General features: G+C 69.2%; 24 protein-coding genes. 11 read left to right on the forward strand and 13 right to left on the reverse strand.

Translation table 11 applies throughout. From position 1 onward, the window contains the following. A partial coding sequence (locus T336_RS25085; protein WP_026433377.1) for an IS5/IS1182 family transposase occupies nt 1-330 on the forward strand: 330 nt, incomplete at its 5' end. A gap of 278 nt (nt 331-608) precedes the next feature. Here the strand turns inward: T336_RS25085 and T336_RS0111605 are convergent. The 11 genes from T336_RS0111605 to T336_RS0111655 form a co-directional block, all read right to left on the reverse strand. After that, nucleotides 609-1,088, reverse strand: coding sequence for a hypothetical protein (locus T336_RS0111605; RefSeq protein WP_026432665.1), 480 nt, complete (start codon nt 1,086-1,088; stop codon nt 609-611). Between the two features lie 57 nt (nt 1,089-1,145). After that, nucleotides 1,146-1,943, reverse strand: coding sequence for a twin-arginine translocase subunit TatC (tatC, locus tag T336_RS0111610; protein WP_026432666.1), 798 nt, complete (start codon nt 1,941-1,943; stop codon nt 1,146-1,148). 54 nt (nt 1,944-1,997) lie between these two features. Beyond that, a complete protein-coding gene (gene tatB, locus T336_RS0111615) occupies nt 1,998-2,492 on the reverse strand; it encodes a Sec-independent protein translocase protein TatB (protein WP_026432667.1) in 495 nt (164 codons plus the stop codon). Nucleotides 2,493-2,551: 59 nt separating this feature from the next. Continuing rightward, entirely contained in the window at nt 2,552-2,815 is a 264-nt protein-coding gene (tatA, locus tag T336_RS0111620; RefSeq protein WP_026432668.1) for a Sec-independent protein translocase subunit TatA, read from the reverse strand. Nucleotides 2,816-2,900: 85 nt separating this feature from the next. Next, entirely contained in the window at nt 2,901-3,257 is a 357-nt protein-coding gene (locus T336_RS0111625; protein ID WP_013593485.1) for a histidine triad nucleotide-binding protein, read from the reverse strand. Between the two features lie 33 nt (nt 3,258-3,290). Next, the gene (locus T336_RS0111630) at nt 3,291-4,328 is read right to left on the reverse strand and encodes a patatin-like phospholipase family protein (protein WP_026432669.1); all 1,038 of its coding nucleotides are present in this window, start codon (nt 4,326-4,328) and stop codon (nt 3,291-3,293) included. Beyond that, entirely contained in the window at nt 4,321-4,707 is a 387-nt protein-coding gene (locus T336_RS0111635; protein WP_013593483.1) for a DUF4870 family protein, read from the reverse strand. Before T336_RS0111635 ends, T336_RS0111630 begins: the two co-directional genes overlap by 8 nt. An 11-nt stretch (nt 4,708-4,718) precedes the next feature. Then, on the reverse strand, nt 4,719-5,132 hold the full coding sequence (locus T336_RS0111640) for a phosphoribosyl-ATP diphosphatase (protein ID WP_019699814.1): 414 nt from the start codon (nt 5,130-5,132) through the stop codon (nt 4,719-4,721). A 5-nt stretch (nt 5,133-5,137) separates the two neighbouring features. Beyond that, entirely contained in the window at nt 5,138-5,563 is a 426-nt protein-coding gene (hisI, locus tag T336_RS0111645; RefSeq protein WP_084151412.1) for a phosphoribosyl-AMP cyclohydrolase, read from the reverse strand. Between the two features lie 29 nt (nt 5,564-5,592). Continuing rightward, nucleotides 5,593-6,393, reverse strand: a complete 801-nt coding sequence (gene hisF, locus T336_RS0111650; protein ID WP_026432671.1) for an imidazole glycerol phosphate synthase subunit HisF — start codon at nt 6,391-6,393, stop codon at nt 5,593-5,595. A gap of 73 nt (nt 6,394-6,466) precedes the next feature. Continuing rightward, nucleotides 6,467-7,330 carry a D-hexose-6-phosphate mutarotase gene (locus T336_RS0111655; RefSeq protein WP_026432672.1) on the reverse strand — a complete coding sequence of 288 codons (864 nt, stop codon included), beginning with the start codon at nt 7,328-7,330 and terminating at the stop codon, nt 6,467-6,469. Between the two features lie 152 nt (nt 7,331-7,482). Between T336_RS0111655 and T336_RS0111660 the strand changes: the two genes are divergently transcribed. Further along, nucleotides 7,483-8,802 (forward strand): dicarboxylate/amino acid:cation symporter, encoded by a 1,320-nt coding sequence (locus T336_RS0111660; RefSeq protein WP_026432673.1) that lies wholly within the window; start codon nt 7,483-7,485, stop codon nt 8,800-8,802. Between the two features lie 54 nt (nt 8,803-8,856). Here T336_RS0111660 and galE read toward each other — a convergent pair whose 3' ends face one another. Next, the gene (gene galE / locus T336_RS0111665; RefSeq protein WP_026432674.1) at nt 8,857-9,873 is read right to left on the reverse strand and encodes a UDP-glucose 4-epimerase GalE; all 1,017 of its coding nucleotides are present in this window, start codon (nt 9,871-9,873) and stop codon (nt 8,857-8,859) included. A gap of 324 nt (nt 9,874-10,197) precedes the next feature. Between galE and T336_RS0111670 the strand changes: the two genes are divergently transcribed. From T336_RS0111670 to T336_RS0111710, 9 genes are all read left to right on the forward strand, one after another. Next, the gene (locus T336_RS0111670; protein WP_026432675.1) at nt 10,198-13,062 is read left to right on the forward strand and encodes a bifunctional glycoside hydrolase/polysaccharide deacetylase family protein; all 2,865 of its coding nucleotides are present in this window, start codon (nt 10,198-10,200) and stop codon (nt 13,060-13,062) included. Continuing rightward, entirely contained in the window at nt 13,022-17,032 is a 4,011-nt protein-coding gene (locus T336_RS0111675) for a tetratricopeptide repeat protein (protein WP_026432676.1), read from the forward strand. The genes T336_RS0111670 and T336_RS0111675 overlap by 41 nt, the downstream gene beginning before the upstream one ends. A 31-nt stretch (nt 17,033-17,063) precedes the next feature. Beyond that, complete coding sequence (locus tag T336_RS0111680; RefSeq protein ID WP_019699808.1) at nt 17,064-17,618, forward strand: hypothetical protein; 555 nt, start codon at nt 17,064-17,066, stop codon at nt 17,616-17,618. 7 nt (nt 17,619-17,625) lie between these two features. After that, entirely contained in the window at nt 17,626-19,044 is a 1,419-nt protein-coding gene (locus T336_RS0111685; protein ID WP_019699807.1) for a PelD GGDEF domain-containing protein, read from the forward strand. Continuing rightward, complete coding sequence (locus T336_RS0111690; RefSeq protein ID WP_026432677.1) at nt 19,037-20,050, forward strand: tetratricopeptide repeat protein; 1,014 nt, start codon at nt 19,037-19,039, stop codon at nt 20,048-20,050. The genes T336_RS0111685 and T336_RS0111690 overlap by 8 nt, the downstream gene beginning before the upstream one ends. Further along, nucleotides 20,047-21,585 carry a GT4 family glycosyltransferase PelF gene (gene pelF, locus T336_RS0111695; RefSeq protein ID WP_026432678.1) on the forward strand — a complete coding sequence of 513 codons (1,539 nt, stop codon included), beginning with the start codon at nt 20,047-20,049 and terminating at the stop codon, nt 21,583-21,585. The genes T336_RS0111690 and pelF overlap by 4 nt, the downstream gene beginning before the upstream one ends. After that, nucleotides 21,585-22,958, forward strand: a complete 1,374-nt coding sequence (gene pelG, locus T336_RS0111700; protein WP_026432679.1) for an exopolysaccharide Pel transporter PelG — start codon at nt 21,585-21,587, stop codon at nt 22,956-22,958. The genes pelF and pelG overlap by 1 nt, the downstream gene beginning before the upstream one ends. 47 nt (nt 22,959-23,005) lie before the next feature. Then, nucleotides 23,006-24,220: a spherulation-specific family 4 protein gene (locus T336_RS0111705; RefSeq protein ID WP_026432680.1), complete on the forward strand. Its 1,215-nt coding sequence runs from the start codon at nt 23,006-23,008 to the stop codon at nt 24,218-24,220. 143 nt (nt 24,221-24,363) lie between these two features. Then, nucleotides 24,364-25,566: a spherulation-specific family 4 protein gene (locus T336_RS0111710; RefSeq protein WP_051647135.1), complete on the forward strand. Its 1,203-nt coding sequence runs from the start codon at nt 24,364-24,366 to the stop codon at nt 25,564-25,566. Between the two features lie 38 nt (nt 25,567-25,604). Here T336_RS0111710 and hisA read toward each other — a convergent pair whose 3' ends face one another. Next, on the reverse strand, nt 25,605-26,351 hold the full coding sequence (gene hisA, locus T336_RS0111715) for a 1-(5-phosphoribosyl)-5-[(5-phosphoribosylamino)methylideneamino]imidazole-4-carboxamide isomerase (protein ID WP_026432682.1): 747 nt from the start codon (nt 26,349-26,351) through the stop codon (nt 25,605-25,607). Nucleotides 26,352-26,370 lie beyond the last annotated feature (19 nt).

Consider the following 26,370-nt stretch of genomic DNA (forward strand, 5'->3'; position numbering starts at 1 on the left):
AAATGCATCGATGCGCTGCCAGCCATCAGGGGACTGCAGGGCAAGCCGCGCCGCAGGCCTTCGAAGCTGCACGCCGACAAGGGCTACGACTACGCGCGTTGCCGTGCCTATCTGAAGAAGCGGGGCATTGCCAGCAGAATTGCCAGAAGAGGCGTGGAGAGCAGCGAGCGGCTGGGCCGGCATCGCTGGGTGGTGGAGAGAACGCATGGATGGTTTGCAGGCTTTGGCAAGCTGCGCATCCGCTTCGAGCGGCGGCTGGACATCCACGAAGCGCTGTTGAAACTGGCTGCAGCAATTATCTGTGCGCGCTTCGTGGATCGGTGGTGTTAGCCGCTCTTAACCGATGGGACCTTGGCCAGCGAATTCCATCAGGGACCGTGGCAGCACGCTGCCGCACCAGTCCGGATATACGCGTGCAATCTTGACCTTCCTGGCATCACGAACTGAAGGCTTGGCAAACCGGGGCGTCCATATACGCTCTAAGGGTCATGCCCGCTTTGCGTCGATAGCAGTCGCTCAAGCTCGGCCGCGTGAACGTCAACGAACAACCTTAGCGGTCACTGGAAATGCAGGCCGACCGCCAGATGCCAGCAGAGCCCCTCCCGCACTCAATCCAAATACTGCTTCACCACCACAGGCGCCGTCTCCGCCCCTGGCCACACCTGCACCCGGTACCAGTCCTCCCCCTCCAATCCATCCTCAGACAACGAGCCCAACCCCGCAGCCGACAACCTCACCCGGTACACCCCCGGCACCAAGGCAAACCGCGCTGCGTCCGGCAAATAGTCCGTACACCCCGCCACCACCAGCGTCCCGGACGCCAAGGCCAGCGATGCCTCCACCACATGGTCGAAGCGCTCGAAATCAGCCGACGGCTCGGCATCCCACAGTTCCAGCGTGACCGGCACCTGCATGTTTCGCACGGTGCCGCAACCCACGATGCCGGACGCGACCGCCAGCATGCGGTGCACGGCGGCCTGGTCCCAGGCGCTGGAGAGGTCGCCCTCGGCCGCCTCGTCCTGCAGGATGAACTGGTGATAGTCCGCCAGCAGGCGGAGATGGTGGGTTCGCGGTGGTTGTGCTGCCATGACCTGCGGGATGCGTGCGTCTTTGCTTGGCTCGCGCACATGCAGGCCTGTCAACCCTCAGGCCGACGGCTCCCGCTGCTCCGCCGCGTCCTCCGGCGCCTGCGTGTGCCGGATGAAGATCTGCGCCGCCCAGATGCCCAGTTCGTACAGCAGGCACATGGGCACGGCCAGCGCAAGCTGCGACACCACGTCCGGCGGGGTGACGACGGCGGCGATGATGAAGGCGACGACGATGAAGTAGCCGCGGAAGCTCTTGAGCTTGGCCACGTCCACGATGCCCATGCGTGCCAGCACGACGACGACCACTGGCACCTCGAAGGCCAGGCCGAAGGCCAGGAACATGGTGAGCACGAAGCTCAGGTAGGCCTCGATGTCCGGCGCGGCGGTGATGCTCTTGGGCGCGAAGCTCTGGATGAAGCTGAAAACCTGCCCGAACACGAAGAAGTAGCAGAACGCCACGCCCGCGAAGAACAGCACCGTGCTGGAGACGACCAGGGGCAGCACGAGCTTCTTCTCGTGCGAATACAGGCCCGGCGCCACGAAGGCCCAGACCTGGTAGAGCACCACGGGCAGGGCGATCAGGAAGGCCGACATCAGCAGGATCTTGATCGGCACCATGAAGGGCGAGATCACCGAGGTGGCGATGAGCGTCGCGCCGGCGGGCAGGTGCGCCACCAGGGGCGCGGCCAGCAGGTCGTAGAGCCGGCCCGGGCCGGGGTAGAAGAAGAGCACGGCCCCGACGATGCCGACGGCGACGATGGCCTTGATGAGCCGGTCGCGCAGCTCCATGAGGTGCGCGACGAAGGGCTGCTCGGTACCGGCCAGCTCGTCTTCGAGGGAGGGTTTTTCGGACATGGTGGAGGTGGGCGGCCCGCGCGGGGCCGCGCGGACGCGGCCGTCAGCGGGCCATCACTGGAACTTGCGGGGCCGGAAGCGCGCGACGCGCGCCGCGCCCGACTGGGCCTTGGTGCGCACGCCGGCGCGCGCCTTGTACCACTGCGGGGTGGCACTGCGCTTGAGGCGCCAGTTCTTGCCGGGGTGCTTGTAGGTCGGGACGATGCGGGACGATGGCCCCTCGAGGGCGGCGGGATCCAGGGTGCCGTCGTGGCCGGCTGCGGCCGCGTCGGAGGTGCCGGATTCCCAGTCCTTCTGGAATTCGCTCGCGTGGGTCTGGAAGCTGTGGTGGGCGTCGCGCGCGGCGGTCTCCACCGTGTCCTTCATCTTGCGCAGCTCGTCCAGCTCCATGGAGCGGTTGACCTCGGCCTTCACGTCGGCCACGTAGCGCTGCGCCTTGCCCAGGAGGGTGCCGACGGTGCGCGCGACGCGGGGCAGCTTCTCGGGGCCGATGACGATGAGCGCCACGGCGCCGATCAGCGCCATCTTGGAGAGGCCGATGTCGATCATGGAAGGCGGGAGGGCGGTTCAGCAGGGAAACAGGGCGACGGGAGACAGGGCAGGAGCGGTCAGCCCTTGTGCTTGGCCTCGACGTCGATCGTGCCCGGGTCGGCGGCGTGGGCCTGCTGGTTCGTCACCTGCCCTGCGGGCGGCGTGGCGGCGGTGGTGGAGGCGGGCGTGCCGTCGGGCGTGCTGCCGTCCTTCATGCCGTCCTTGAAGCCCTTCACGGCACCGCCGAGGTCGGAGCCGATGTTCTTGAGCTTCTTCGTGCCGAACACCATCACCACGATGAGCAGCACGATCAGCCAGTGCCAGATGGAAAAGGAACCCATGGAAATCTCCTAACGAATACGGCCCATTCTAGACCCGGCGCACGTCACGGAAGTTGCATATCCCTGACCGCCGCCGGGGGCGGTTTCAGCCCTTCAGCCAGGGCCTGGGGCCGCCCATCACGTGGAGGTGCAGGTGGTGCACTTCCTGGCCGCCTTCGGTGCCGGTGTTTACCACGATGCGGAATCCGCCGTCCGGATAGGGATTGCAGCCCTGCTCCAGCGCCAGCTTGGGCGCCAGCACCATCATGCGGCCGAGCACGCCGGCATGGGCGTCGGTCACGCCGGCCATGGAGTGCACGTGCTGCTTGGGCACCATGAGGAAGTGGACGGGCGCGCCGGGGTGGATGTCGTGGAAGGCGAAGACTTCGTCGTCCTCATAGACCTTCCGCGAGGGGATCTGGCCGGCGATGATCTTGCAGAAAAGGCAGTCGGGATCGTGCATGGCGTGGGAAAGGGAATCGGGTCGGGAAACGCGTCAGGCATTGTCGGCGATGTTCACCGTGGGACGCACCCCGACGTCCCCGTGGTGGCGGGCGATCCAGGCCTGGCCGGCCGCGCGGCCGAGCGCGAAGAGCTGGCGCACGAACGGCAGGTCGGCCCGCAGCTTGCTGGAGGCGCCGAACTCGGCCAGCACGGAGCCGCCGTCGATGCGGTGCATGCGCACGCTCTTGTAGCGTTGCGCGTCCAGCTTGCCCTCGGCCAGCAGGCGCCGCACGAACTCGATGGCGCGCATCTCGGCCAGCAGGCTGGCGTTGAAGGTGACCTCGTTCATGCGCTCCATGATGTCGGCGGCGCTGTCGGGCAGTTCGGTGTGCTCGATGGGGTTGATCTGCACCAGCAGGATGTCGGCGCAGCGCGTCTTGTAGATCAGCGGGTGCAGCGCGGGGTTGCCGGAGTAGCCGCCGTCCCAGTAGTGCTCGCCCTCGATCTGCACCGCCTTGAAGAGCAGCGGCAGGCAGGCCGAGGCCATGACCGCGTCGGCGCTCAGGCGCTGGCCCGAGAAGATCACGCCGCGGCCGGTGCGCACGTTGGTGGCACAGACGAAGACGCGCGGCCCGGGCGCGTCGCGCAGTACGTCGAAATCGACCTCGCGCTCCAGCAGCCGGCGCAGCGGGTTGATGCCCAGCGGGTTGGTCTGGTAGGGCGACAGCCACTGCGACATCATGCCCATCAGGGGCGTGGAGGCGAGCGGCACGCCCCACATCAGGCTGCCCATGGCGCCCACGCCCTCCCAGAGCCGCGTGAGGGACTCGCGCGCCATGGCGCAGCCGCGCTCGTGCAGCGCTTCGCCGCGCAGTCCGGGGTTCTGGTGGGCGGCCTGGGCGAAGCCGTGGGCCAGCGCCACCGCGTTCATCGCGCCGGCGCTGGTGCCGCTGATGCCCTCGAAGTGGAAGCGCCCGTCTTCCAGCAGCGCGTCCAGCACGCCCCAGGTGAGCGCGCCGTGCGATCCCCCGCCCTGCAGGGCGAGGTTGAGGGGCACCGAGCCCGGTGCCAGCGCGGCTGGGTCAGACATCGATGGCCTGGCCCTTGTTCATGGCCACCATGCCGCGCACGATGCGGTAGAGGAACCAGATGGAGATCAGGCCCCAGGCGATCCAGCCGGGGAAGATCAATATCCACAGCGGCGCCGTGAGCACGTACAGCACGCCGGCCCAGATCACGGTGCGGATGCGCCAGGAGAAGTGCGAGGCCTGCCACGTGCCCTCGGCATCGCTTTTCTTCACCAGGTCGATGACGAGGGCGATGATGAGCAGCGCCGCGCCGGGCTGCGCGCCCGGGATGACGGCGCCCACCGCAACGATGAGGTGCAGGATGTAGCTCACCCAGCCGATGGTTTTCAGGCCGTCGGCGCGCGCGTCGAGGTCGATGTCGGTGATGTCGTTGCGGTTCATGTCGGCGGTCCTCAGGGTTGGGATTCGTCGGCGGCGCGCTGCAGGGATTTGCGCAGCGCCTTTTCCTCGATGCCGCTCGTGCCCTCGCGGCGCTCCAGCTCGGCCACCACGTCGGCCGGCGCCAGGCCGTAGTGCGCCAGGGCGATCATGGAGTGGAACCAGAGATCGGCCACCTCGTAGACCAGCTTGGAGGCGTCCGCGCCGTGGTCCACGTCCTTGGCGGCCATGACCACCTCGGTGGCCTCCTCGCCGATCTTCTTGAGGAAGGCGTCCGGGCCCTTGTGCAGCAGGCGCGCGACGTAGCTCTTGTCGGCATCGCCGCCGTTGGCGGGCTTGCGGCTTTCGATCACGGCGGCGAGCCGTGCGAGCGCGTCGCCGGAATGCACGGCCGGCGCGGCCGCGGGCGAAAGGGAATCGTGGTTCATCGCTGTCACTTGTAGATGGATTCGGGGTCTTTCAAGACCGGATCGACGGCCTGCCAGGCGCCGTCCTTCAGCACGCTGAAGAAGCAGCTGTGCCGGCCGGTATGGCAGGCGATGCCGGGCTCGTGGCCCAACTGGGTCACCTTGAGCAGCACCACGTCGTTGTCGCAATCGAGCCGGATCTCGTGCACGGTCTGCACGTGGCCGGACTCCTCGCCCTTGAACCACAGCATGCCGCGCGAGCGGCTGAAATACACGGCGCGGCCGAGTTCGGCCGTCTTCGCCAATGCCTCGCGGTTCATCCAGGCGAACATGAGCACGTCGCCCGTCGCCGCTTCCTGCGCGATCACGGGCACCAGGCCCTGCGCATCCCATTTCACTTCATCGAGCCAGTTCATCGCCCCATTCTCCGCTTTTTTGTTGCACTGCAACATGAACCCGGGATGCCCTCCGGGGCATGCCTCTAGAGGCGCACGGGGATGCCCCGCGCAGCCATGCGTTCCTTGGCCTGCCCCACCGTGTATTCGCCGTAGTGGAAGATGCTGGCGGCCAGGACCGCGTCCGCCCCGCCCTGCTGCACGCCGTCGGCCAGGTCGTCGAGGCTGCCCACGCCGCCCGAGGCGATCACCGGCACGCTCACCGCGTCGCTCACGGCGCGGGTCAGGGCCAGGTCGAAGCCGGACTTGGTGCCGTCCCGGTCCATGCTGGTGAGCAGGATCTCGCCCGCGCCGCGGCGCGCCATCTCGGCGGCCCATTGCACGGCGTCCAGGCCGGTGTTCTTGCGCCCGCCGTGGCTGTACACGTCCCAGCCTTCGCCGCGGGGCGCGCCATCCGGGCCGGGGCGCGCGGCCTCCTCGGGGGTGCGGCGCTTGGCGTCGATGGCCACCACGATGCACTGCGCGCCGTATTTCGCGGAGGCGGCGTCGATCACCTCCGGGTTGGCGATGGCGGCGGAATTGAAGCTGGTCTTGTCCGCGCCCGCGTTCAGCAGGCGCCGCACGTCTTCCACGGTGCGCACGCCGCCGCCCACGGTGAGGGGGATGAACACCTGGCTGGCCACGGCCTCGATGATGGGCAGGATCAGGTCGCGCCCGTCGCTGGTGGCGGTGATGTCCAGGAAGGTGAGTTCGTCGGCCCCCTGGCCGTTGTAGCGTGCAGCGATCTCCACCGGGTCGCCGGCATCGCGCAGCTCCAGGAAGTTCACGCCCTTCACGACGCGGCCTCCGGTGACGTCCAGACAGGGAATGATGCGTTTGGCCAGCATGGGCGGATCCTGCGAGAGAGAAAGGAAAAGGAAGGAAGAAGGGAAGAAGGAGAAGCGGAACCCCGGGGAGCCGTCAGCGCAGCACTTCGAACCGCTGCCAGCCGGTCCATTCGGCGCCCGGCGCGACGTCGACGGGCCGGTGCACGCAGGCGGCCTCCACGCACAGCATCTGGCGGAAGCCGTCTGCGGGCATGTCCGGCAGCGCCGCGCAGCGCTCGGCCCCGGGGTTCCAGACGACATTCTCGGTCCAGCCGCCCTGGGTGGCGGCCAGCACGCCCTGCCCCGTGTCCACGCGCAGCGGCGCGCCGGGGGCCTCGAACACGCTGTCGTATTCGCCGTCGAAGCGCACCGCGCCCTCCTGCACGCCGCGCCGGTCGGCCACCGCGTCCCAGCGGGCGCAGCCCTGCAGCCCGTCCACCTGCGCCCGGGCGATGTCCGCCACCCGCAGGTAGGTATGCAGCGCCCCGGTGAACGACCAGGGCGCATCGCCGGTGTTGTGCAGCGTAAGCGACACGCGCAGCGCATCCCCGGACAATTCGACGTGCAGCAGGGCCTGGAAGGCATGGGGCCAGATCGCGCGGGTGGTCTCGTCGTCCTCGAGCGCCATCACGGCACCCGTCACGTGACCATTTGACGAATCGGATACCAATTTCCAAGGCAAATTTCGCATGAAGCCATGCTTGGGCAAAGCCCCGCGCTGGTTGAATTGGGGGCAGCAGACCGGCACCCCGCCGCGGATCGCCGTGTGTCCGTCATGGGCCGTCCGGGGGCTCAGGAACAGGCGCTCGACGCCGTCCGCGGTGGTCCAGGAAAGCACCTGCGCCCCCTGTAAAGCCACGGTGGCGGTGCCCGACCGGGGGCTGTGCAGGCGGACGGCGGGCAGGTCCGGAAACGGCGGGACGGGGGCCGGGGACGCGGCCGGAACGGTGGCTGTCATATTTCGGATTGTAGGAGTGACGGCCTTTGAGCGGCCGCAAGGCGGGCGCGTTGCGGCCCGGGTACGCACCGCGTATTGAACGACAATGCGCCACCCCGCCAACGGCGCAAGGAGAGCGCCGGGGGATCCATTGCTCATTTCTGCCTTGCACCATGCCAGAGAACAAAAGAAAGCTTCCCCCAACGGTCAGCATCCTGATCGCGATGATCATCGGCATCATCGCGGGATACCTGATCAACACACACGTCGCGGACAAGGCGGCGGTCGCCGGTTACGTATCGATCCTCTCGGACATCTTCCTGCGGCTGATCAAGATGCTGATCGCGCCGCTGGTCTTCTCCACCCTGGTGGTGGGCATCGCCCACATGGGTGACGCCGCCGCCGTGGGCCGCGTGTTCCTCAAGGCCATGGCGTGGTTCCTGACGGCCTCGCTGGTCTCGCTGGCCCTGGGCCTCATCCTGGCCAACGTGCTCCAGCCCGGCGCCAACCTCGGCCTGCCGCTGCCGGACACCCACCAGGCGACGCAGCTGGCCACGGGCAAGTTCACGCTCAAGGAGTTCGTGAACCACCTCGTGCCCAAGTCGTTCGCGGAGGCGATGGCCAACAACGAGATCCTGCAGATCGTGGTGTTCTCGATGTTCTTCGGCGTCGCGCTCGCCAGCCTGGGCGACAAGGCCCGCACGCTGGTGCGCTGCGTGGAGGAGCTGTCCCACGCCATGCTCAAGATCACCGGTTACGTGATGCGGTTCGCACCCGTGGCGGTGTTCGCCGCCATGGCCGCCACGGTGGCGGTGAACGGCCTGGGCATCCTGCTCAAGTTCGCGGTGTTCATGGGCCAGTTCTACATGGGGCTGGTGATCCTCTGGGCGCTGCTGATCACCGCGGGCTTCATCGCGCTGCGCGGCCGCGTGTTCAAGCTGCTGCGCAACATCCGCGAGGCCTTCCTGCTGTCCTTCGCCACGGCCAGCTCCGAAGCCGCCTACCCCAAGCTGCTGGACGCGCTGGACCGCTTCGGCGTGAAGCGCCGGGTGTCGAGCTTCGTGATGCCGCTGGGCTACTCGTTCAACCTCGACGGCTCGATGATCTACTGCACGTTCGCCACGCTGTTCATCGCGCAGGCCTACGGCATCCACCTGCCGATCGAGACGCAGATCACCATGCTGCTGATCCTGATGCTCACCTCCAAGGGCATGGCCGGCGTGCCGCGCGCCTCGCTGGTGGTGATCGCCGCCACGCTGAACCAGTTCCACATCCCCGAGGCCGGCCTGCTGCTGATCCTGGGCGTGGACACGTTCCTGGACATGGGCCGCTCGGCGACGAACGCCGTGGGCAACTCCATCGCCGCGGCGGTGGTGGCGAAGTGGGAAGACGCCCTGCTGTCGGAAGAGGATGCGGCCGTGCACGCCGCCACGCTGGACACCCAGCCCGACGAGGCCCCTGCAGGCACTCCGGGCACCGCCACGGCGGCCTGACCGCCACGCCCGCCGCAAGGGGCCCCGCGACAGCGCCGGGCCCCTTGCTTTTTTTCAGCCCGCCTGCAGGGTGCGGGCCACGCCGTCCTGCCAGCGCCAGGCATCGGCGCACATCCGGTCCAGGCCGTGGCGGGCCTTCCAGCCCAGCAGCCGTTCGGCCAGCCCCGGGTCCGCCCAGCAGGCGGCCACGTCCCCGGGCCGCCGCGCCACCACCTGGTAGGGCACCGGCCGGCCGCTCGCGGCCTCGAAGCCGCGCACCATCTCCAGCACCGACACGGGCCGCCCCGTGCCCAGGTTCACCGTGAGCAGGCCGGGGTGCGCGCGCAGGTAGCGCAGCGCCGCCACGTGGCCATCGGCCAGGTCGCACACGTGGATGTAGTCGCGCACGCCCGTGCCGTCGGGGGTGGGGTAGTCGCCGCCGTACACGCTCAGGCGCTCGCGCAGCCCCACGGCCACCTGGGCCACGTAGGGCAGCAGGTTGTTGGGAACGTCCTGCGGGTCTTCGCCGATGAGGCCGCTTTCGTGCGCGCCCACGGGGTTGAAGTAGCGCAGCCGGGCGATGCGCCAGCGGCCGGGCTCCGAGGCGTCCACGTCGGCCAGCACCTGCTCCATCATGAGCTTGCTCTGGCCGTACGGGTTGGTGGCCGAGAGGGGGAAATCCTCGCGGATGGGCAGGGAGGCCGGCTCGCCGTACACGGTGGCGGACGAGGAGAACACCAGGGTGCGGACGTCCGCCTTGCGCATCGCGCGCAGCAGCGCCACCGTGCCGGCCACGTTGTTGTCGTAGTACGACAGCGGCTCCCGCACCGATTCGCCCACCGCCTTGAGCGCGGCGAAATGGATCACCGCATCGATGGAATGCTCCGCGAAGATCCGCGCGAGCAGGCCCTCGTCCCGCACGTCGCCCTCGACCAGGTCGGGCACGCGGCCGGTGATGCGGCCCACGCGCTCCAGCACCGAGCGGCGGCTGTTGCAGAAGTTGTCCAGGATGAGGAATGGCAGCCCGGCCTCGGCCAGTGCCACGCAGGTATGCGAGCCGATGAATCCGGCCCCGCCCGTTACAAGTATCACGCGATCTGCTCCCAGTGAATCCACCCTATTCTGGCCTGCGTAATACCGGGAGGCCAACTCCGGAATGCGGTCCGCGCGCAAGCCCGGGCCCCTGCCGGAAGGGGGATCTGCTGAAAGCAGCAAAGAGTGCACCAGAATTGATACTTATTGAAACAATACAATAAATTGTTTTTTTCTATGGGATTAACCACAGCGTCCGGCTTGGGCCACGATGTATTCCATAGGAGGGAGTGACCCGAGACCCACAGGGCAAGGCGCTCCGGCGGGCCCCGCCAATCGCGGGCAAACCCTTAGACGTTTTCTCACCCATAAGCCCAACGAGCCGTGTCCAGACGCCTGAGACTGTTGTTTTTCTGCTTGATCGCGCAGCTTTCCGCGGCGGTGGCCTGGGCCGCGCCGCCGGCGGTGGCGCTGCATTACGGGCCCTCCGCCCCGCTGTCCGAGCTGAAGGTGTTCGACATCGTGGTGGTCGAGCCAGGCCACGGCTACGACCCGCAGTCCTTCGCGAAGACGGGCAGCGCCCTCTATGCCTATGTTTCCGTGGCCGAGGTGCAGTCCTCGCGCGCGTATTTCCGCGACATTCCCGATGCCTGGAAGATGGCCCGCAACGGCGCCTGGAACTCCGAGGTGATCGACCAGACGCCCGCCGAGTGGCCCGAATTCTTCGCCACCCGGGTGGTCGCTCCCCTGTGGGAGAAAGGCTATCGGGGCTTCTTCCTCGACACGCTGGATTCGTACCGGCTGGCAAAGCAGTTCGACGAGGCGGCGCAGCAGCAGGGCCTCGTGCGGGTGATCGAGACGCTGCACCAGCGCTTTCCCGGCATCCGGCTGATCCTGAACCGGGGCTTCGAGATCGTGCCCCGGGTCAAGGACAAAGTGCAAATGGTCGCCGCCGAGTCGCTCTTCCAGGGATGGAACGCCAACACGCGCCGCTACGAGGAAGTGAAGGCCTCCGACCGGGAATGGCTGCTGGGGCAGCTGCGCACCATCCACGAGCGCGACGGCCTGCCGGTCCTGGCCATCGACTACGTGCCGCCCGCCGACCGGGAACTCACCCGCGCGACGGCCGAGCGCATCAAGGCCCTGGGCTTCATCCCCTGGGTGACCGACGGGCAGGTGGGTACCGTGGGCGTGGGCAGCATCGAGCTGGTGCCCCGCCGGGTGCTGGTCGTCTATTACGGCGGCGAATCGCTGTCGCTCAACTATTCGTCGCCCCACCGCTTCCTGCAGATGCCGCTCAACCACATGGGCTATGTGGTGGACTACGCGGACGTGCGCAACCCGCTGCCCGAAGGCATCCTGCAGGACCGGTACGCGGGCATCGTCACCTGGTTCTCGGGCTACCTGCCCGAGGGCCGCGTGCGCACCGTGAGCCAATGGCTGTCCGCGCGGCTCGGCGAACGCATGCCGCTCGCCGTGATGGGCAACTTCGGCTTCGCGCTGGACCGGCAGTTCAACGAGGCGCTGGGCATCAAGGGCAACGCGAGCCCGCCGCGCGGCGAGCAGCGGGTGGCCGTGCAGGACCCGATGATGGGTTTCGAGCTGGCCGTGCAGCCTTCCAGCGGCTCGCGCTTCGAATGGGTGATGCGCAACGGTGCCCCGGCCCTGCAGCCCGCGCGCGCGCTGATCGAGCACCGCGACGCGCGCGGCGGCTCGTACCTGGGCGGCGCCATCCTGCCGTGGGGCGGCTTCGTCGTCGATCCCTTCGTGGTGACGGAAGTGCCCGGCACCGACTACGCCCGCTGGATGGTCGATCCCTTCGCCTTCCTCACGCAGGCGCTGCGGCTGCAGCCCGTGCCGGTGCCGGACATCACCACCGAAAACGGCCGGCGCCTGCTGTTCTCGCACGTGGACGGCGACGGCTTCCCCTCGCGCGCGGAGCTGGCGGGCAGCCCCAACGCGGGCGGCGTGCTGCTCAAGGAAATTTTCGAGAAATACACCCAGGTGCCGCAGACCATGTCGGTCATCGAGGCCGAGGTCGCGCCGCACGGGCTGCACCCCGACACCAGCGCGGAGATGGAGGACATCGCGCGGCGCATGTTCCGCCTGCCGCACGTGGAGATCGCCAGCCACACGTATTCGCACCCGTTCCTCTGGGACCGCAGCGTGCGCCACGGCCTGTTCAGCGACAACTCGGAAGCGGCCATGAGCCTGGACGTGCCGGGCTACACCATGGACCTGCGCCGCGAGATCGTGGGCTCCACCGACTACATCAACAGCCGGCTCGCCCCGCCCGACAAGCGCGTGAAGATCCTGCTGTGGTCGGGAGACACCGCACCCAACGCGGAGGCGCTCGAGATCACCGAGCGCGCGGGCCTGCTGAACATGAATGGCGGCGACACCTCCATCACGCGCACCAATCCGTCGCTCACCGCCATCGGCGCCTTCGGCATCCAGAAGAACGGTTACCTGCAGGTGTACGCGCCCATCACCAACGAGAACATCTATACCAACCTCTGGAAAGGCCCTTACTACGGCTTCGAGCAGGTGATCCAGAGCTTCGAGATGACCGACAGGCCCCGGCGCATCAAGCCGGTGGACATCTACTACCACGTGTATTCCGCCAGCAAGCGCGCCGGACTGAACGCGCTGCGCAAGGTGTACGACTGGGCCACGGCGCAGCCGCTGCACCCGGTGTTCGCATCGGAATACATCCGCAAGGTGCGCGACTTCCACACCATAGCCATCGCGCGCGACGGCGATGGCTGGCGCGTGCGCGGCGACGGCGAGCTGCGCACGCTGCGCCTGCCCGGCGCGCTCGGCATGCCGCAACTGGCCACCAGCCATGGCGTGGCAGGCTATCGCGGTGGGCTGGAAGGCCTGTACGTGCACCTCACGGGCGGATCGGCCTGGCTGCGCACGGACCCGGCCTCCGGCATGTCGGGCAACACCACGGAGCCTGCCCCGGCGGCAGCCACGGCGGCACGGCCGACGCCCTACCTGCTCGAAGCCAATGCCCGGATCGCGGACTGGAGCGTGGCGGCCGACGGCACGCGCGCCGATTTCCGGCTCACGGGCCATGCCCCCCTCGCTTTCAGCCTCGCGAACGCGCGCGGCTGCCAAGTGCGCGCCGACCAGCGCACCATCGCCCCGGAACGCACGGCCCCCGCCACGGCCGGCACCGACGTCCTCGCCTACCGACTGACCCATGCTGCTGCGCAAATCCAGCTCCAGTGCCCAGCCCGCTGAGCGGCCCGTCCTGGCGCCGCCCTGGCTGATCACGCTGCTCGCCGGCATGGTGGGCGGCGGCCTGTGGCTGCTCTACCCGCGGCAGGATCTGGAACGCCGGCTGGCCGAGACCGAGAACTCCGCGCTCTCGGTCGCCTACCTGCACAACCTGCTGCGCAGCGATCCGGACAACCCGCGCCTGCGGTTGCTGCTGGCGCAGCGGCAGATCGCCGTCGGCCAGATGGGCGACGCGCGCGCCACGCTGCAGCCCGCGCTGGACTCGTCCGACCCGCAGATCCACCGCGACGCGCTCTGGGCACTCTGGGAGTTGTCGTACGCCGAGTACCAGCGCACGCCCGAGCGGGAGGCCACCTACCGCAAGGCCATGCGCGAGGACCTGCTGCGGCAGTTGCGCGCCCTGTCCGCCGAACCCTGGCCGCTGGAGCGCCGCGTGCTGCTGACGCGCCGCGCCGCCGAGCTTCAGGACCGCGTGCTCGGGGCCGCGATGACCCGCAGGATGGCCGAGGAGGCCACCGATCCGCGGGAAGCCGCCCTGCTCTACGAGCGCGCCGCGAAGGAGGCCCTGGGCCAGTCGGACTACGCGGGCTCCGCGGAGCTGTACCTGCTGGCACGCCGCGCCACGCCCGACGCGGAGCAGGCCAAGGCCTTCTACATGGCCGCGGTGCGCACCCTGCAGTCGGGCAACCGCCCCGTGGAAGCGCTGGAGATGGCCGAGCGCGAGATCGGCCCGCTGGCGAAGGATCCGCAGGTGCTGCTGATGATCACGCAGCTGGCGCGCGCGGCCGGCAAGCCCGCCGTCGCGGACCGCTACGTGCGGCAGCTGCTGCGCATGTCCTGGCTGCGGCAATGGGAGGACGATGCCACCGCGCTGGCCGCGGCGGTGCCTCCCGTCGGCGCGATGCTGCGCCCCATGGCCTGGCACGTATCCCCCGCGCCCGCCCCGGCTCCGGCGCAGCGCTACGACGATGGCGCCCACCTGCTGCGCCCGCCCGTGCTCACCCTGCCGTCCGCGGAGGCCGGGGCCGGCACGGCGCACGGCTGGGGATTTCGCCGCACGGCAGGCCCCGCTCCAGCGCCCGCACCCGCTGCTCCAGCCGTGGCGGCCCCGCCCGTGCCGATCCCCGCGCACCTGCTGCCCTACGACGAGAAGATCTACGGCATCGCGTTCGAGGTCTTCCTGGAAAACCGCAAGCTCGACGACGCCTGGCTGATCGCACATGCCGCGGTGCAGGCACGGCCCGACGACATGGCCTGGCGCGAACGGCTCGCCCAGGTGTCGGAATGGTCGCAGCGGCCCGGCGTGGCGCTGCAGAACTGGCTGGTGGTGGCCCAGCGCACGCAAAAAGAGGCCGCCTGGCAGGCCGTGCTGCGCATCGCGCCCGGACAGTTCGACGACACGGCCCTGGTGCAGGCCATCCGCTTCCAGCTGCGCCAGCGGCCGGACGATTTCACGCTGATCCGCCAGCTGGTGGCCACCTACGAACGCATCGGCGAGCCCCAGCCGGCCATCGACTACCTGCGCCAGCACGGCAAGATACCCGAGGCGGTGGAGCTGCTGGCCCAGCTGGCCGAGCGCGCGGGGCAGCCCACGCTGGCGCTGGAGACATGGCGCCGCCTGCTGGCGGACCCGAAGCAGCTCACCCCCGAGCGGGCCATGCGCGCGGCCGTGCTCGCGCTCACCCACGACCGGCCCGACGAGGGCCTGGGCTGGCTGGAGGCCGCCCAGCAGCGGCAGGCGCCTTCGGAAGCGACCGCCATGGACTTCTGGCGCCTGACGGGCCAGCTGGCCGAGAGCCGGCAGCGGCAGGCCCTGGCCGTGCAGGCCTACCGGGCGCTGGTGGGCGCCAAGGACCACGACCGCTCCGACTACGACGCGCTGATCCGCCTGCTCATGGCCGACCAGCCGCTCGAGGCCGCCAAGGTGTCGGCGCTCGCCTGGGAGAAATTCGGCGACCCGCGCTACCTCGTGGACGCGCTCTCGGTCTATTCCAGCCGCAACCAGTGGGAGGCGATGGGCGCCCTGATGCGCAAGCTGGAAGACGGCTCGCAGGAGACGAAGCAGGCGGTCGCCGCCCTGCGGGAGATTCCCGAGTTCCTGCGCCTGGCGGGCGGCTATTACCAGGCCCAGGGCGACCTCGCCCGCGCGCGGCGCTATTACGAGGACGGCCTGCGCGCCAGCCCCGATTCGTCCGAGATGCGGCAGGCGCTGATCTGGCTGTTCATCGACAGCAACGATGCGGTCGCGCTGCGCACCCTGCTGACCACGCAGGAGCGCCGCTGGGCGCGCGACGAGGACGTGCACGACGCGCTCGCCGCCGCCTACCAGGCGCTCTCGCTGCCGCAGGTCGCGCTGGAGCGCTACCTCACGCCGCGCGTGGCGCAGCACCAGGACGATTTCCTGTGGCTCATGAACTATGCGGACGCGCTGGACCAGAACCAGCAGACCGACCGCTCCTGGCGCCTGCGCCGCGAACTGCTCTCGCGCGAATGGCGCGCGGCCCGGCAGGCAGGCGAAGGCGGCAGGCGGCTCACGCCGCAGGAGGCCCGCGCCCGCTGGCTCACCGAGGAAGGGCTGGACACCACGCGCCGCGTGGCCCGCGCCCGCCTCATGCTCACCCAGCGGCCCGGCGATCCGGCGCTGGACGTGCTGCGCGAACTGCTGCGCATGGACACGGACGACCGCAACCGCATGTCCAATGCGGCGGCGGAAACCGCCATCGGCTGGCTGCAGGACGCCGGCGAGTACACCGCCGAGCGCGGCTACCTCTGGCAGCAGTACGCCCGCGCCCGCGGCACGCGCACCAACCGGCCGCTCTGGGCCGAGATCACGGTGGCGCTGGCCGAGGACGACAAGGCCGCCACCGGCCAGCTGCTGGAGGGCTTCGACGAGCGCCTGCCCCGCTACGACCGCGTCAATGCCGCCCGCGCGGTGGACGACGTGCGGCTCGCGCAGACCGCGGCCTTCGAGGCGCAGGGCGAGCAACGGGAGGACGAACCCCTGCAGCTGCAGCTCACCGAAACCCTGCTGGCGTTCAGCGACCATGCCGGCGGCTACGGCAAGATCCAGCAGCTGGGCGGCCTGGACGAGGACGAGGCCGGCAGCCGTTTCCACATCGCCTTCAATCCGCGCATGGCGCTGGACCTGGAGTTCGCCAGCATCCGGCGCCGCTCCACCGACCCGCTGGTGGTGGTGAATCCGCCGGATGAAAGCGTGTTCGACGCCCGCCTGCACTGGCGCCATCCGGACGGGGAGACCACGCTGCGCGCGGGCCGCCGCGTGAGCTTCCAGGTCTATACGCCCGTGCAGATCGAGCACGAGCAGCGCATCGACAACCGCCTGTCGCTGCGCATGGAACTGGGATTCCAGCTGCCCAGCCAGGAAAGCCTGGCGTTGCGCATCGCCGGCATGAAACGCCGCGCGGGCGCCAGCCTGCGCTACCAGGCATCGCGCCTGGACCGTTTCGTGCTCGAATACGCGGACGAGCGCTACCGCCTGCAGACCGGCGCCGACCTCGGCAGCGGACGGCACACCACGCTGAGCTACATCCACACCTACCGGCAGGAGGCGCCGCTGCTGGAGTTCGGCGCGTTCTGGTCGCGGCACGATTTCTCGCGCAACGACATCTTCTCGCTCGCCCCGCGCGACCGCGAATTCCAGCGCTACCTGCTGCCCGGGGTCGTTCCGGGGCCGGACTACTTCCTGCCCGACAGCTTCACCTACTACGGGCTGCAGGTATCGACCAACATGCGCTACGAGGAAGAGTATTCCCGCACGCTGCGGCCCTACGCCAGCGCGAGCCGCACCTGGCACAGCCGGCTCGGGCCGGGCTACGAGGTGCGGCTGGGCATGGCCGGCAGCGTGCTGGGCGGCGACCACCTGGGCCTGACCTGGGGCCTGAGCAAGTCCGGACTGCAGCTGCAGCAGGGGCTCAACCGCAACCTGGTCTTCAGCTACCGGCTGCATTTCTGACGCGTTTCTCCCAACAAGAAAGGACTCTCCCATGCCACATCCACGCACCCTGCTGCAACGCCTGCGCAACGGCGCTGCCGGCGGCCTGATCCTGGTGATGCTCGCGGCGTGCTCCACCATCGACCGCGGGACGCCCCCGCCGCTGGAGCGCAATGCCAGCTGGGTCGTCCTGCCGTTCGCCAACCACACGGAAACGCCGCTGGCCGGCAACCGCGCGGAAGCCATCGCGCTGGCCCTGCTGCAGGCACGCGGCGTGGGCCGCGTGCAGCGCTACCCGGGCGGCACGCAGCAGGAAGCCCTGTTCGACGCGGGGGACGCCAAGCGCCAGGAAGAGGTGCTGGCCTGGGCGCGCGAGAAGCAGGCCAGATACGCGCTGGCCGGCGCGGTGGACGAATGGCGCTACAAGGTCGGCGTGGACGGCGAACCCGCGGCCGGCGTCACCCTGCAGATCATCGACGTCGCCACCGGCGACACGCTGTGGAGCGGCACGGGCGGCAAGAGCGGATGGAGCCGCGAGTCCCTCTCGGGCGTGGCACAGAAGCTGATCCGCAGCCTGATGGATTCCGGCCTGTCCGGTGCCCGCTGACCCCGCCATGCCGCCGGAGAAGTCTCCCCCGCCCTCCCCCGGCCGCCGCCGCGCGGTCGGCGCCGCGCCCGCAGGCGCCGCGCCGGCCTCGGGGCGCACGGGCCTGCGCCCGCTGCCGCAGCAGCTGCTGGGCAAGCTCGCCGCCACCGACACGCGCCCGGCCATCATGCTGCTGGAGACCCTGCTGCTGCCGGGCCTGGCGATCGCGCTGGGCCTGCTGCTCCATCCGCAGGATCCAATCTGGAGCGAGGGCGACTTCCCCTGGGCCTGGCTCGCGCCCGTCATCGTGGCGCTGCGCTACGGGCCGCTCGCCGGCCTGGGCGGCGCCGTGGTGCTGCTCGCGGGCTGGCTGCTGACCAACCTCGGCCACTACGACCGCTTCCCTCAGCTGTTCTTCCTGGGCGGCCTCATCCTGGTGCTGATCGTGGGCGAGTTCTCCAGCCTGTGGCAGGCCCGCACCCGGCGCGCAGAGAACGTGCAGCTCTACCTCGACCAGCGCCTGGAGCACCTCGTGCGCCAGTACTACCTGCTGCGCCTGTCGCACGACCGGCTGGAGCAGGAACTCATCGGCCGGCCCATGTCGATGCGCGACGCGCTCTCCACGCTGCAGAGCGTGGACACCGGCGCGCCCGAGGACGCCGCGCAGGGCGCGCAGACCCTGCTGCGGCTGCTCGCGCAGTACTGCCAGCTCGAATCGGCCGCGCTGCACGCGGCCACCGAAGACCGCGTGGAAGCCGAGCCCGTGGCCCGCATCGGCAGCGGCAGCGAGCCGCTGGACACGCACGACCCGCTGGTGCAGCAGGCGCTGGAGACCCGCAAGCTCTGCCACATCAGCCAGCTGCTCACGCACAAGCAGCAGACACGCTACCTCGCCGTCGCGCCGCTGCTGGACCTGGGCGGGGAGATCTACGGCCTGCTGGTGATCGAGGACATGCCGTTCTTCTCGCTGCAGGACGAGAACCTGCAGACCATCAATCTGCTGCTGGGCTACTACACCGACGGCCTCGCCATGCAGACCCTGGCACGCCCGATCATGGAGCGCATTCCCGACTGCCCGGCGGATTTCGCCTTCGAGGCCCGGCGGCTGTCCCACATGCGCGACACCACGAGCGTGCCCAGCATCATCGTGGCGCTCGAGTTCCTGCCCCGCGCCGTCGAGCGCGGCCTGCCGGCCCAGATCGAGCGCCTGAAGCGCGAACTCGACGAAAGCTGGCTGATCACCGGCCCCGAGCGCCAGGTGCTGGCGGTGCTCATGCCGCTGGGCGACATGGCCACCGCGGAGGGCTACATCAACCGGCTCGAGAACTGGTCCCGGCAGAAGGGCGGCCAGCCGCTCGCCGAATCCGGCATCTTCCCGCACGTGCTGCCCCTGGAGGGCGAACCGCTTGCGGTGCTGGAACAACTGCACAGGATCGCCCATGCTTAACCTCAAGCTCGGCATCTCGGCCTTCCTGCTCGAACTGGGCGCCTGGAGCGGCCCCCTGATGCTGCAGGGCCGCTCCGACGCGGCCCTGGCGAGCTACCTGATCGTGCACGCGCTGGCCTGCGCCATGCTCGCGCTGTGCCTGCTGCCATTGCTCTCGGGCGAGCAGGCCCGCCCCCGCCTGCCCCTGCTGGTGCTCATGGCCGCCTTCAGCTACGCCATCCCCATCGCCGGATTCGTCGGCGCGGTGGTGGGCGTGGTGGTGCTGCGCCTGTACCGGTCGCCGACCGGGCAGGACGATTTCGAATCCCTGCAGCTGCCCGAATTCGACCTGCACCAGCGCATGCAGGCCAGCTTCCGGCAGGCGGGGCTGCGGTCCTTCCTGGGCAACGCCCAGGCCCCCATGCAGACCCGCATGCGCGCCATGGTGGCGCTGCAGCACGTCTCCGGCCGCATCGCCTCGCCCCTGCTGCGCAGCATCCTCAGCGACCCCAGCGAAGACCTGCGGCTGCTCGCCTACGGCATGCTCGACACGCTGGAAAAGCGCATCAACCGCACCATCGACAGCGAGCTCGACGCCATGCGCCGCGCCGAGGCCGAGGAAGGCGCCACGCCCGGCCCGCTGATGCTGGAATCCGCACACCGGCTCTCAGACCTCTACTGGGAACTGGTGTACCAGGAACTGGTGCAGGGTGACCTGCGCACCCACGCCATCCACGAATCCCTGCGCTACTGCGACATGGTGCTGGCCCAGTCCCCCGGCAACGCGCAACTCAACCTGCGGCGCGGGCGCCTGCTGCACGCGCAGGGCCGCACCGATGAGGCGGGCGAAGCGTATGCCCGCGCCCGGGAACTGGGGCTGCCGGCCACGCGCGTGCTGCCCTACCAGGCCGAGCTGTGCTTCGAGCGGCGCGACTATGCGCAGGCCCGCGCGCTGCTGCAGGAACTCGGCCAGTGGCGCGCCCTGCCGCGCCTGCGGCCGGTGCTCGACTACTGGAACGCCCGATGAGCGACGTCCGCCCCCAGGCCCAGGAAGCCGACATCGCGCTGCTGCTCGAAGGCACGTTTCCCTACGTGAGCGGGGGCGTGTCGAGCTGGATCAACCAGATCATTCGCGCCTACCCCGAATACCGGTTCGCCATCATCTTCCTGGGCAGCCGCCGCGAGGACTATTCCGGGTTCAAGTACGAACTGCCGCCCAACGTGGTGCATTTCGAGGAGCACTACCTCTACGAGCACCTCGGCGTGCGCTCCATGCCCGCGCGGCGCCGGGGCGACCGCGCCGCGCTCGAGATGGTGCGCACGCTCGTCGATTCGTTCCGGCTCGGCGACCGCAGCCCTGCGGCGATCGAGGCCTTCCAGCGCATCAGCCTGGAGATGCAGCCCGGCGGCCGCCTGCCGCTGGAAGACTTCCTCTACAGCGAGCGCGCCTGGGAAATCATCTGCCAGAGCTACCGCGAACACTGCACGGACCCGTCCTTCGTGGACTATTTCTGGACCGTGCGCATCATGTACCAGCCGCTCTGGATGCTCGCGCGCGTCGCCCGCAGCATGCTGCGCGTGCGCATGGTGCACAGCGCCTCCACCGGCTACGCGGGCTACCTGGGCGGCCTGGTCCGGCAGATGCGCGGCGTGCCGCTCATCCTCTCGGAGCACGGCATCTACACCAAGGAACGCAAGATCGACCTGTTCAAGAGCGAGTGGATCCGCGACAACCGCAACATCTTCCAGCGCGACCCGACCGAGCTGTCGTACTTCCGCCAGATGTGGATCCAGTTCTTCGAGTGGCTGGGCTACTACTGCTACGCGGCGGCCGACCCGATCATCGCGCTCTACGAGGCCAACCGGCTGCGGCAGGTGGCCGACGGCGCGGACCCCGCGCGCACCTTCAACATCCCCAACGGCATCAAGCTCGGCCGCTTCGCGCCGCTGCGCGACCAGCGCCCGGCCGAGGTGCCGCCCATCCTCTGCCTCATCGGCCGGGTGGTTCCCATCAAGGACATCAAGACCTTCATCCGCGCGATGCGCCGCGTGGTGAACCAGCGCCCTGATGCCGAAGGCTGGATCGCCGGCCCGACCGAGGAAGACCCGGCCTACGCGCAGGAATGCGAGAACCTCGTGCGCAGCCTGGGCCTGGAGAACAACGTGCGCTTCCTGGGCTTCCAGAAGGTGGAAGACCTCATGCCGCGCATCGGGCTCATCATCCTCTCGTCCATCAGCGAGGCGCTGCCCCTGGTGCTGCTGGAAGGCTACGCGGCCGGCGTGCCGGCCGTCTCCACCGACGTGGGCTCGTGCCGCCAGCTCATCGAGGGGCTGGACGACGAAGACCGCGCGCTCGGCGCCTCCGGCAAGGTGGTGCCCATCGCCGATCCGCAGCAGCTCGCGGACGCGTCGCTGTCGCTGCTGAACGACGCGCCCGCCTGGCATGCGGCCAGCCGCGCCGCCGTGGCGCGCGTGGAGCGCTACTACACCGACACGCTGATGTTCGACCGCTACCGGCGCGTGTACGAACGGGCGTTCGAGCAGACGGAGGGCCCCCGCTGATGGCTGGCATCGGATTCGAGCTGCGCCGCATGCTGCGCAAGAACACCCTGGTCGGCCTCGTGCAGGCCTATGCCTACGCGGGCGTGATCGGCTCCGGCCCCTGGGTGTTCTCCATCGTGGGCATCCTGCTCATCGGTATCTTCAGCGCGAGCGTGGTGGTGCCGGGCGTGCTCGTCACCCAGTTCCAGACGTCCGTCACCTACATGGTGGCGGGCAGCCTCATCCTCACCGGACTGGTGCAACTGGCGTTCACGCGCTTCGTGTCCGACCGGCTCTTCGAGAAGCGCAAGGACTCGATCCTGCCCAACCTGCACGGCCTGCTGCTGGTGACCACGCTGGCCGCCGCGGCCCTGGGCACGCTGGCGCTCTTCACCGTGCTGCCGCACCTGGGGCTGGTGTACCGCATGCTCATGCTCGCGGGCTTCACCCTCATGTGCGACGTGTGGGTGCTCACCGTGCTGCTGTCGGGCATGAAGCGCTACAAGGAGATCGTGGCGCTTTTCGGCGTGTCGTACGCCGTCATCGTGGTCAGCGCGCTGCTGATGCGGCCCTGGGGCCTGGAAGGACTGCTCGCGGGCTTCGTTCTGGGCAACTACCTGCTGCTCGCGGGCATGTGGCTGCTCGTGGTGCGCGAGTTCAACCCGCGCGGCCGCATCATCGCCTTCGACTTCGCGGACCGCAAGCTGCTCTACCCCTCCCTGGTCGCCATCGGCTTCCTCTACAACTTCGGGATCTGGGTGGACAAGTTCATGTTCTGGTACTTCCCGCCCACCTCCGAGCCCATCATCGGGGCGCTGCGGGCCTCGCTGATCTACGACCTGCCCGTGTTCCTGGCCTACCTGTCCATCATTCCCGGCATGGCCGTGTTCCTGGTGCGCATCGAGACCGATTTCGTCGAGTACTACGACAAGTTCTACGACGCCGTGCGCAGCGGCGGTTCGCTGGAGTACATCGAGGCGATGCGCGACGAGATGGTCTATTCCATCCAGCAGGGCCTGGGCGAGATCGGCAAGATCCAGACGCTGGCCGTGCTCATCACCTTCGTCGCCGGGCCGGCCATCCTGAGCGGCCTGGGCATCTCGCGCCTGTACCTGCCGCTGCTGCACGTGCAGGTGATCGGCGCGGGGCTGCAGGTGGGGCTGATGGCCATCCTCAACGTGTTCTTCTACCTGGACCAGCGCCGCATCGTGCTGATGCTCTGCGTGCAGTTCGTGCTGCTCAACATGGTGCTGACCGGCTTCACGCTGCATGCGGGCGCCGCGCTGTACGGCTACGGCTTCGCCATCGCCACGCTGCTCACGCTGTGCACGGGCATGTATTTATTGTCTCGACAGCTGAACCGGTTGGAATACGAAACTTTTATGCTGCAGTAGCCGGCGGCATTCCACAATCGGTGCTCCAGACCAGCAGAGGGGGCCCGATGGCACAGCCGAACTTTCCGAACGCACGCGCGGCCCTGCCCGCCTGCCTCCTGGCCGCTGCCGGATTGCTGGGCGCCTGCGGCGGCGGCGCAAGCCCCGCCGAAAGCACCGGCACCGCCATGACCTCCGAGGCCGCGCAGGACGCGAAGGCCTCCGCCCTGCCGGCGGCGGCCCTCGCGTTCACCGCGCCCGGCGATGGCGCGGACGTGTTCGACGTGGGGGCTGCCGTCGGCGTCGCCGTGGAGGCCCCGGGTGCAGAGGACGGCGACAGCGTGGTGTTCTCCGCGGGCACCGCCGCCATCCTGCCGGTGGCCGCCCCGGTCCGCGCCGGCACCGCCTCGGCCAGCTTCACCGCATCCATCCCCGGCCCCCAGGTGATTTCCGCCACGCTGGCGTCGTCCAGTGGCGCCGCATCCGCCTTGCGCACGGTGTACGCACGGCCGGCCCCGGCCCCGCTCGAGGTGCTGGTGCCCGCCTACTTCTATCCGTCGGAGGGCTCGCCCTGGGACGCCCTCAGCGCGGGCGCGCGTGCCTACCCGGGCGTGGCCGTCACCGCCATCCTCAACCCCGACAACGGCGTCTTCAAGCGCGCCAACCCGGAATTCGCGGCGGCGGCCGGCACCTTCGTGCAGTCGGGCGGCCGGCTGCTCGGCTACGTCTACACCCGCTACGGCGCCCGCTCCGCCAGCACGGTGAAGCGCAACATCGACAGCTACCTGCAGCTCTACGGCCGGGGCCTCATCAGCGGGTTCTTCATCGACGAGATGTCCACGTCGCCGAAGCGCCTGGCCTATTACCTGGACCTGTACACCTACATCAAGGCGCGCGATGCGGGCCTGCGGGTGGTGGGCAACCCCGGCACCCAGACCACCAGCGGCTACCTCGCGGCGGCCGACACGCTGGTGAACTTCGAGAACCGATCGCCGGCCTTCGCCAGCTACGACCCGCGCGCCGATGGCGGCTGGCTCTACCAGGTGGCCAACACACGGCAGGCGGCGCTGCTGCACGATGCACCCGACTGCGCCGCGATGCAGCAGGCCGTGCGCGCGGCCGCCGCGCCGCGCAGCAACGCCGGCATGCTGTACGTGACCGACGGCCAGTTCAACCCCGATACAGGCGAAGGCGACCCGTGGGACACCCTGCCGGGCTACTGGCTGCGCTTCCTCGGCACGGTCGATGCCGTCAACCGTGGGGGGACCCTGCCGTCCTGCTGAGCACCTGCCGGGCATTTCCCGGCGTCTTCCCGCCGAATTGTGTCGAAAATTTACAAGAACAACAGAAATCGTCAAAACTACGCAGGCCGGACCGACACACAATGCCGTCCGCCCCCTTCGTTCTTACCCAGACAGGAATCGCCATGGCCCGTATGTCCCCCCTTGCCCGCTGGTGCAGCCTGTCGCTGGCGGCCCTGATCGCTGCCTGTGGCGGTGGAGGCGGCGGCTCTTCGGACGGCACGACGCCGACCAACCCGACCAATCCCTCGAACCCCACGACCGTCGCCATCGCCTTCTCCGGGCCCGATGCGGAAACGGTCTCCACCGCGGGCGCCGCCCTGTCGCTGAGCGCGCAGGTCACGGTGAACGGCGCAGCTGCCGCAGACGGCACGCCGGTCAGTTTCGCGGTCTCCCCGGGCACGTTCTCCGCGACCGGCACCACGCGCTCCGGCGTGGCCACGGTCACGTTCAACGGCGCCACGCCGGGCCGGCAGCAGCTCAGCGCCTCCGTGTCGGTGGCCTCGTCGTCGGCGAACGCCACCGCGACGGCCACGCGCGTCATCTACCTGCGCCCCGCCCCGGCGCCGATGGAAGTGCTGGTGCCTGCCTATTTCTCGCCCTCTTCCGGTACCGAATGGAGCCGCATGGCCAGCGGCGCCGCCGCCAACCCCGGCGTGCAGGTCACCGCCATCATGAACCCCGACAACGGGGAGTTCGACGCGGCGGATCCTGCCTACGTGAGCGCGCTCACCCAGTTCGTCGCCGCCGGCGGCAAGGTGGTGGGCTACGTGTACACGGGCTACGGGAAGCGCCCGCTGGCCACCGTGAAGGCCAACATCGATGCGTATTTCACGCTCTACGGGCGCAGCGCGATCAGCGGCATCTTCCTGGATGAAATGTCTTCCGACGCGGCCATGCTGGCCGGATACCGCGAGATCTACGCCTACATCAAGGCCAAAGATTCCAGCCTGCGCGTGATCGGCAACCCCGGCATGGTGCCGAACACCGCCGACTACGCCTCGGTGGCCGACGTGCTGGTGACCTTCGAAGCGCGCAACAGCAGCTACGCCACCTACGATCCGCGCACCACCCCGTGGCTCTACACCCTGGCCAACAGCCGCCAGAGCTCGCTGGTGCACGACACGGCCACCTGCGCCGACATGCAGAAGGCCGTGCGGTCCGCCGCATCCGCGCTCTACAACGCCGGCCCCATCTACATGACGGACCTGCAGTACGACCCGGTGAAGGACATCGGCAACCCGTGGGCCTCGCTGCCCTCGTACTGGACCGCCCTGCTGCAAACCGTGGCAGCCGTGAACCAGGGACGCACGCCTCCCGGCTGCTGACGCGGACACCGCCTGCGCCCTGCGGCGCAGGCGCCGGCTCAGGCCGCGCCGTTCAGCTCGTCCGCGCGCGCCTGCGCCGCGGCGAAGTCGAGGTCGCCGGAGTAGATCGCCCGGCCGCAGATGACACCTTCCACGCCTTCGCTCTCCACCGCGCAGAGCTGGTCGATGTCGGCCATGCCGGCCAGGCCGCCGGAGGCAATCACGGGAATGGTGAGGGCCTGCGCCAGCTTCACCGTGGCGTCGATGTTGATGCCCGACAGCATGCCGTCGCGGCCGATGTCGGTATAGACGATGGACTCGACGCCCCAGTCCTCGAACTTCTTCGCGAGATCGACCACCTCGTGGCCGGTGAGCTTGCTCCAGCCGTCCGTGGCGACCTTGCCGTCCTTCGCGTCCAGGCCCACGATGATGTGGCCGCCGAAAGCGCTGCAGGCGTCCTTCAGGAAGCCGGGGTTCTTCACTGCGGCCGTGCCGATGATGACGTAGCGCAGCCCGCCGTCGATGTATTTCTCGATCGTGTCCAGGTCGCGGATGCCGCCGCCCAGCTGCACGGGCAGGTCGTCGCCCACCTCCTTGAGGATGGCCTTGATCGCCGCATAGTTCTTGGGCGTGCCGGCGAAAGCGCCGTTCAGGTCCACGAGGTGCAGGCGCCGCGCACCGGCATCCACCCACTTGCGCGCCATGGCTGCCGGGTCTTCGCCGAAGGTGGTCGATTGATCCATGTCACCTTGCTTGAGGCGTACGCAGTGTCCGTCCTTGAGGTCGATGGCGGGGATGAGCAGCATGATGGAATGACGAGGTGGG

Source organism: Paracidovorax oryzae ATCC 19882, from assembly GCF_000687165.1.
GTDB lineage: Bacteria > Pseudomonadota > Gammaproteobacteria > Burkholderiales > Burkholderiaceae_C > Paracidovorax > Paracidovorax oryzae.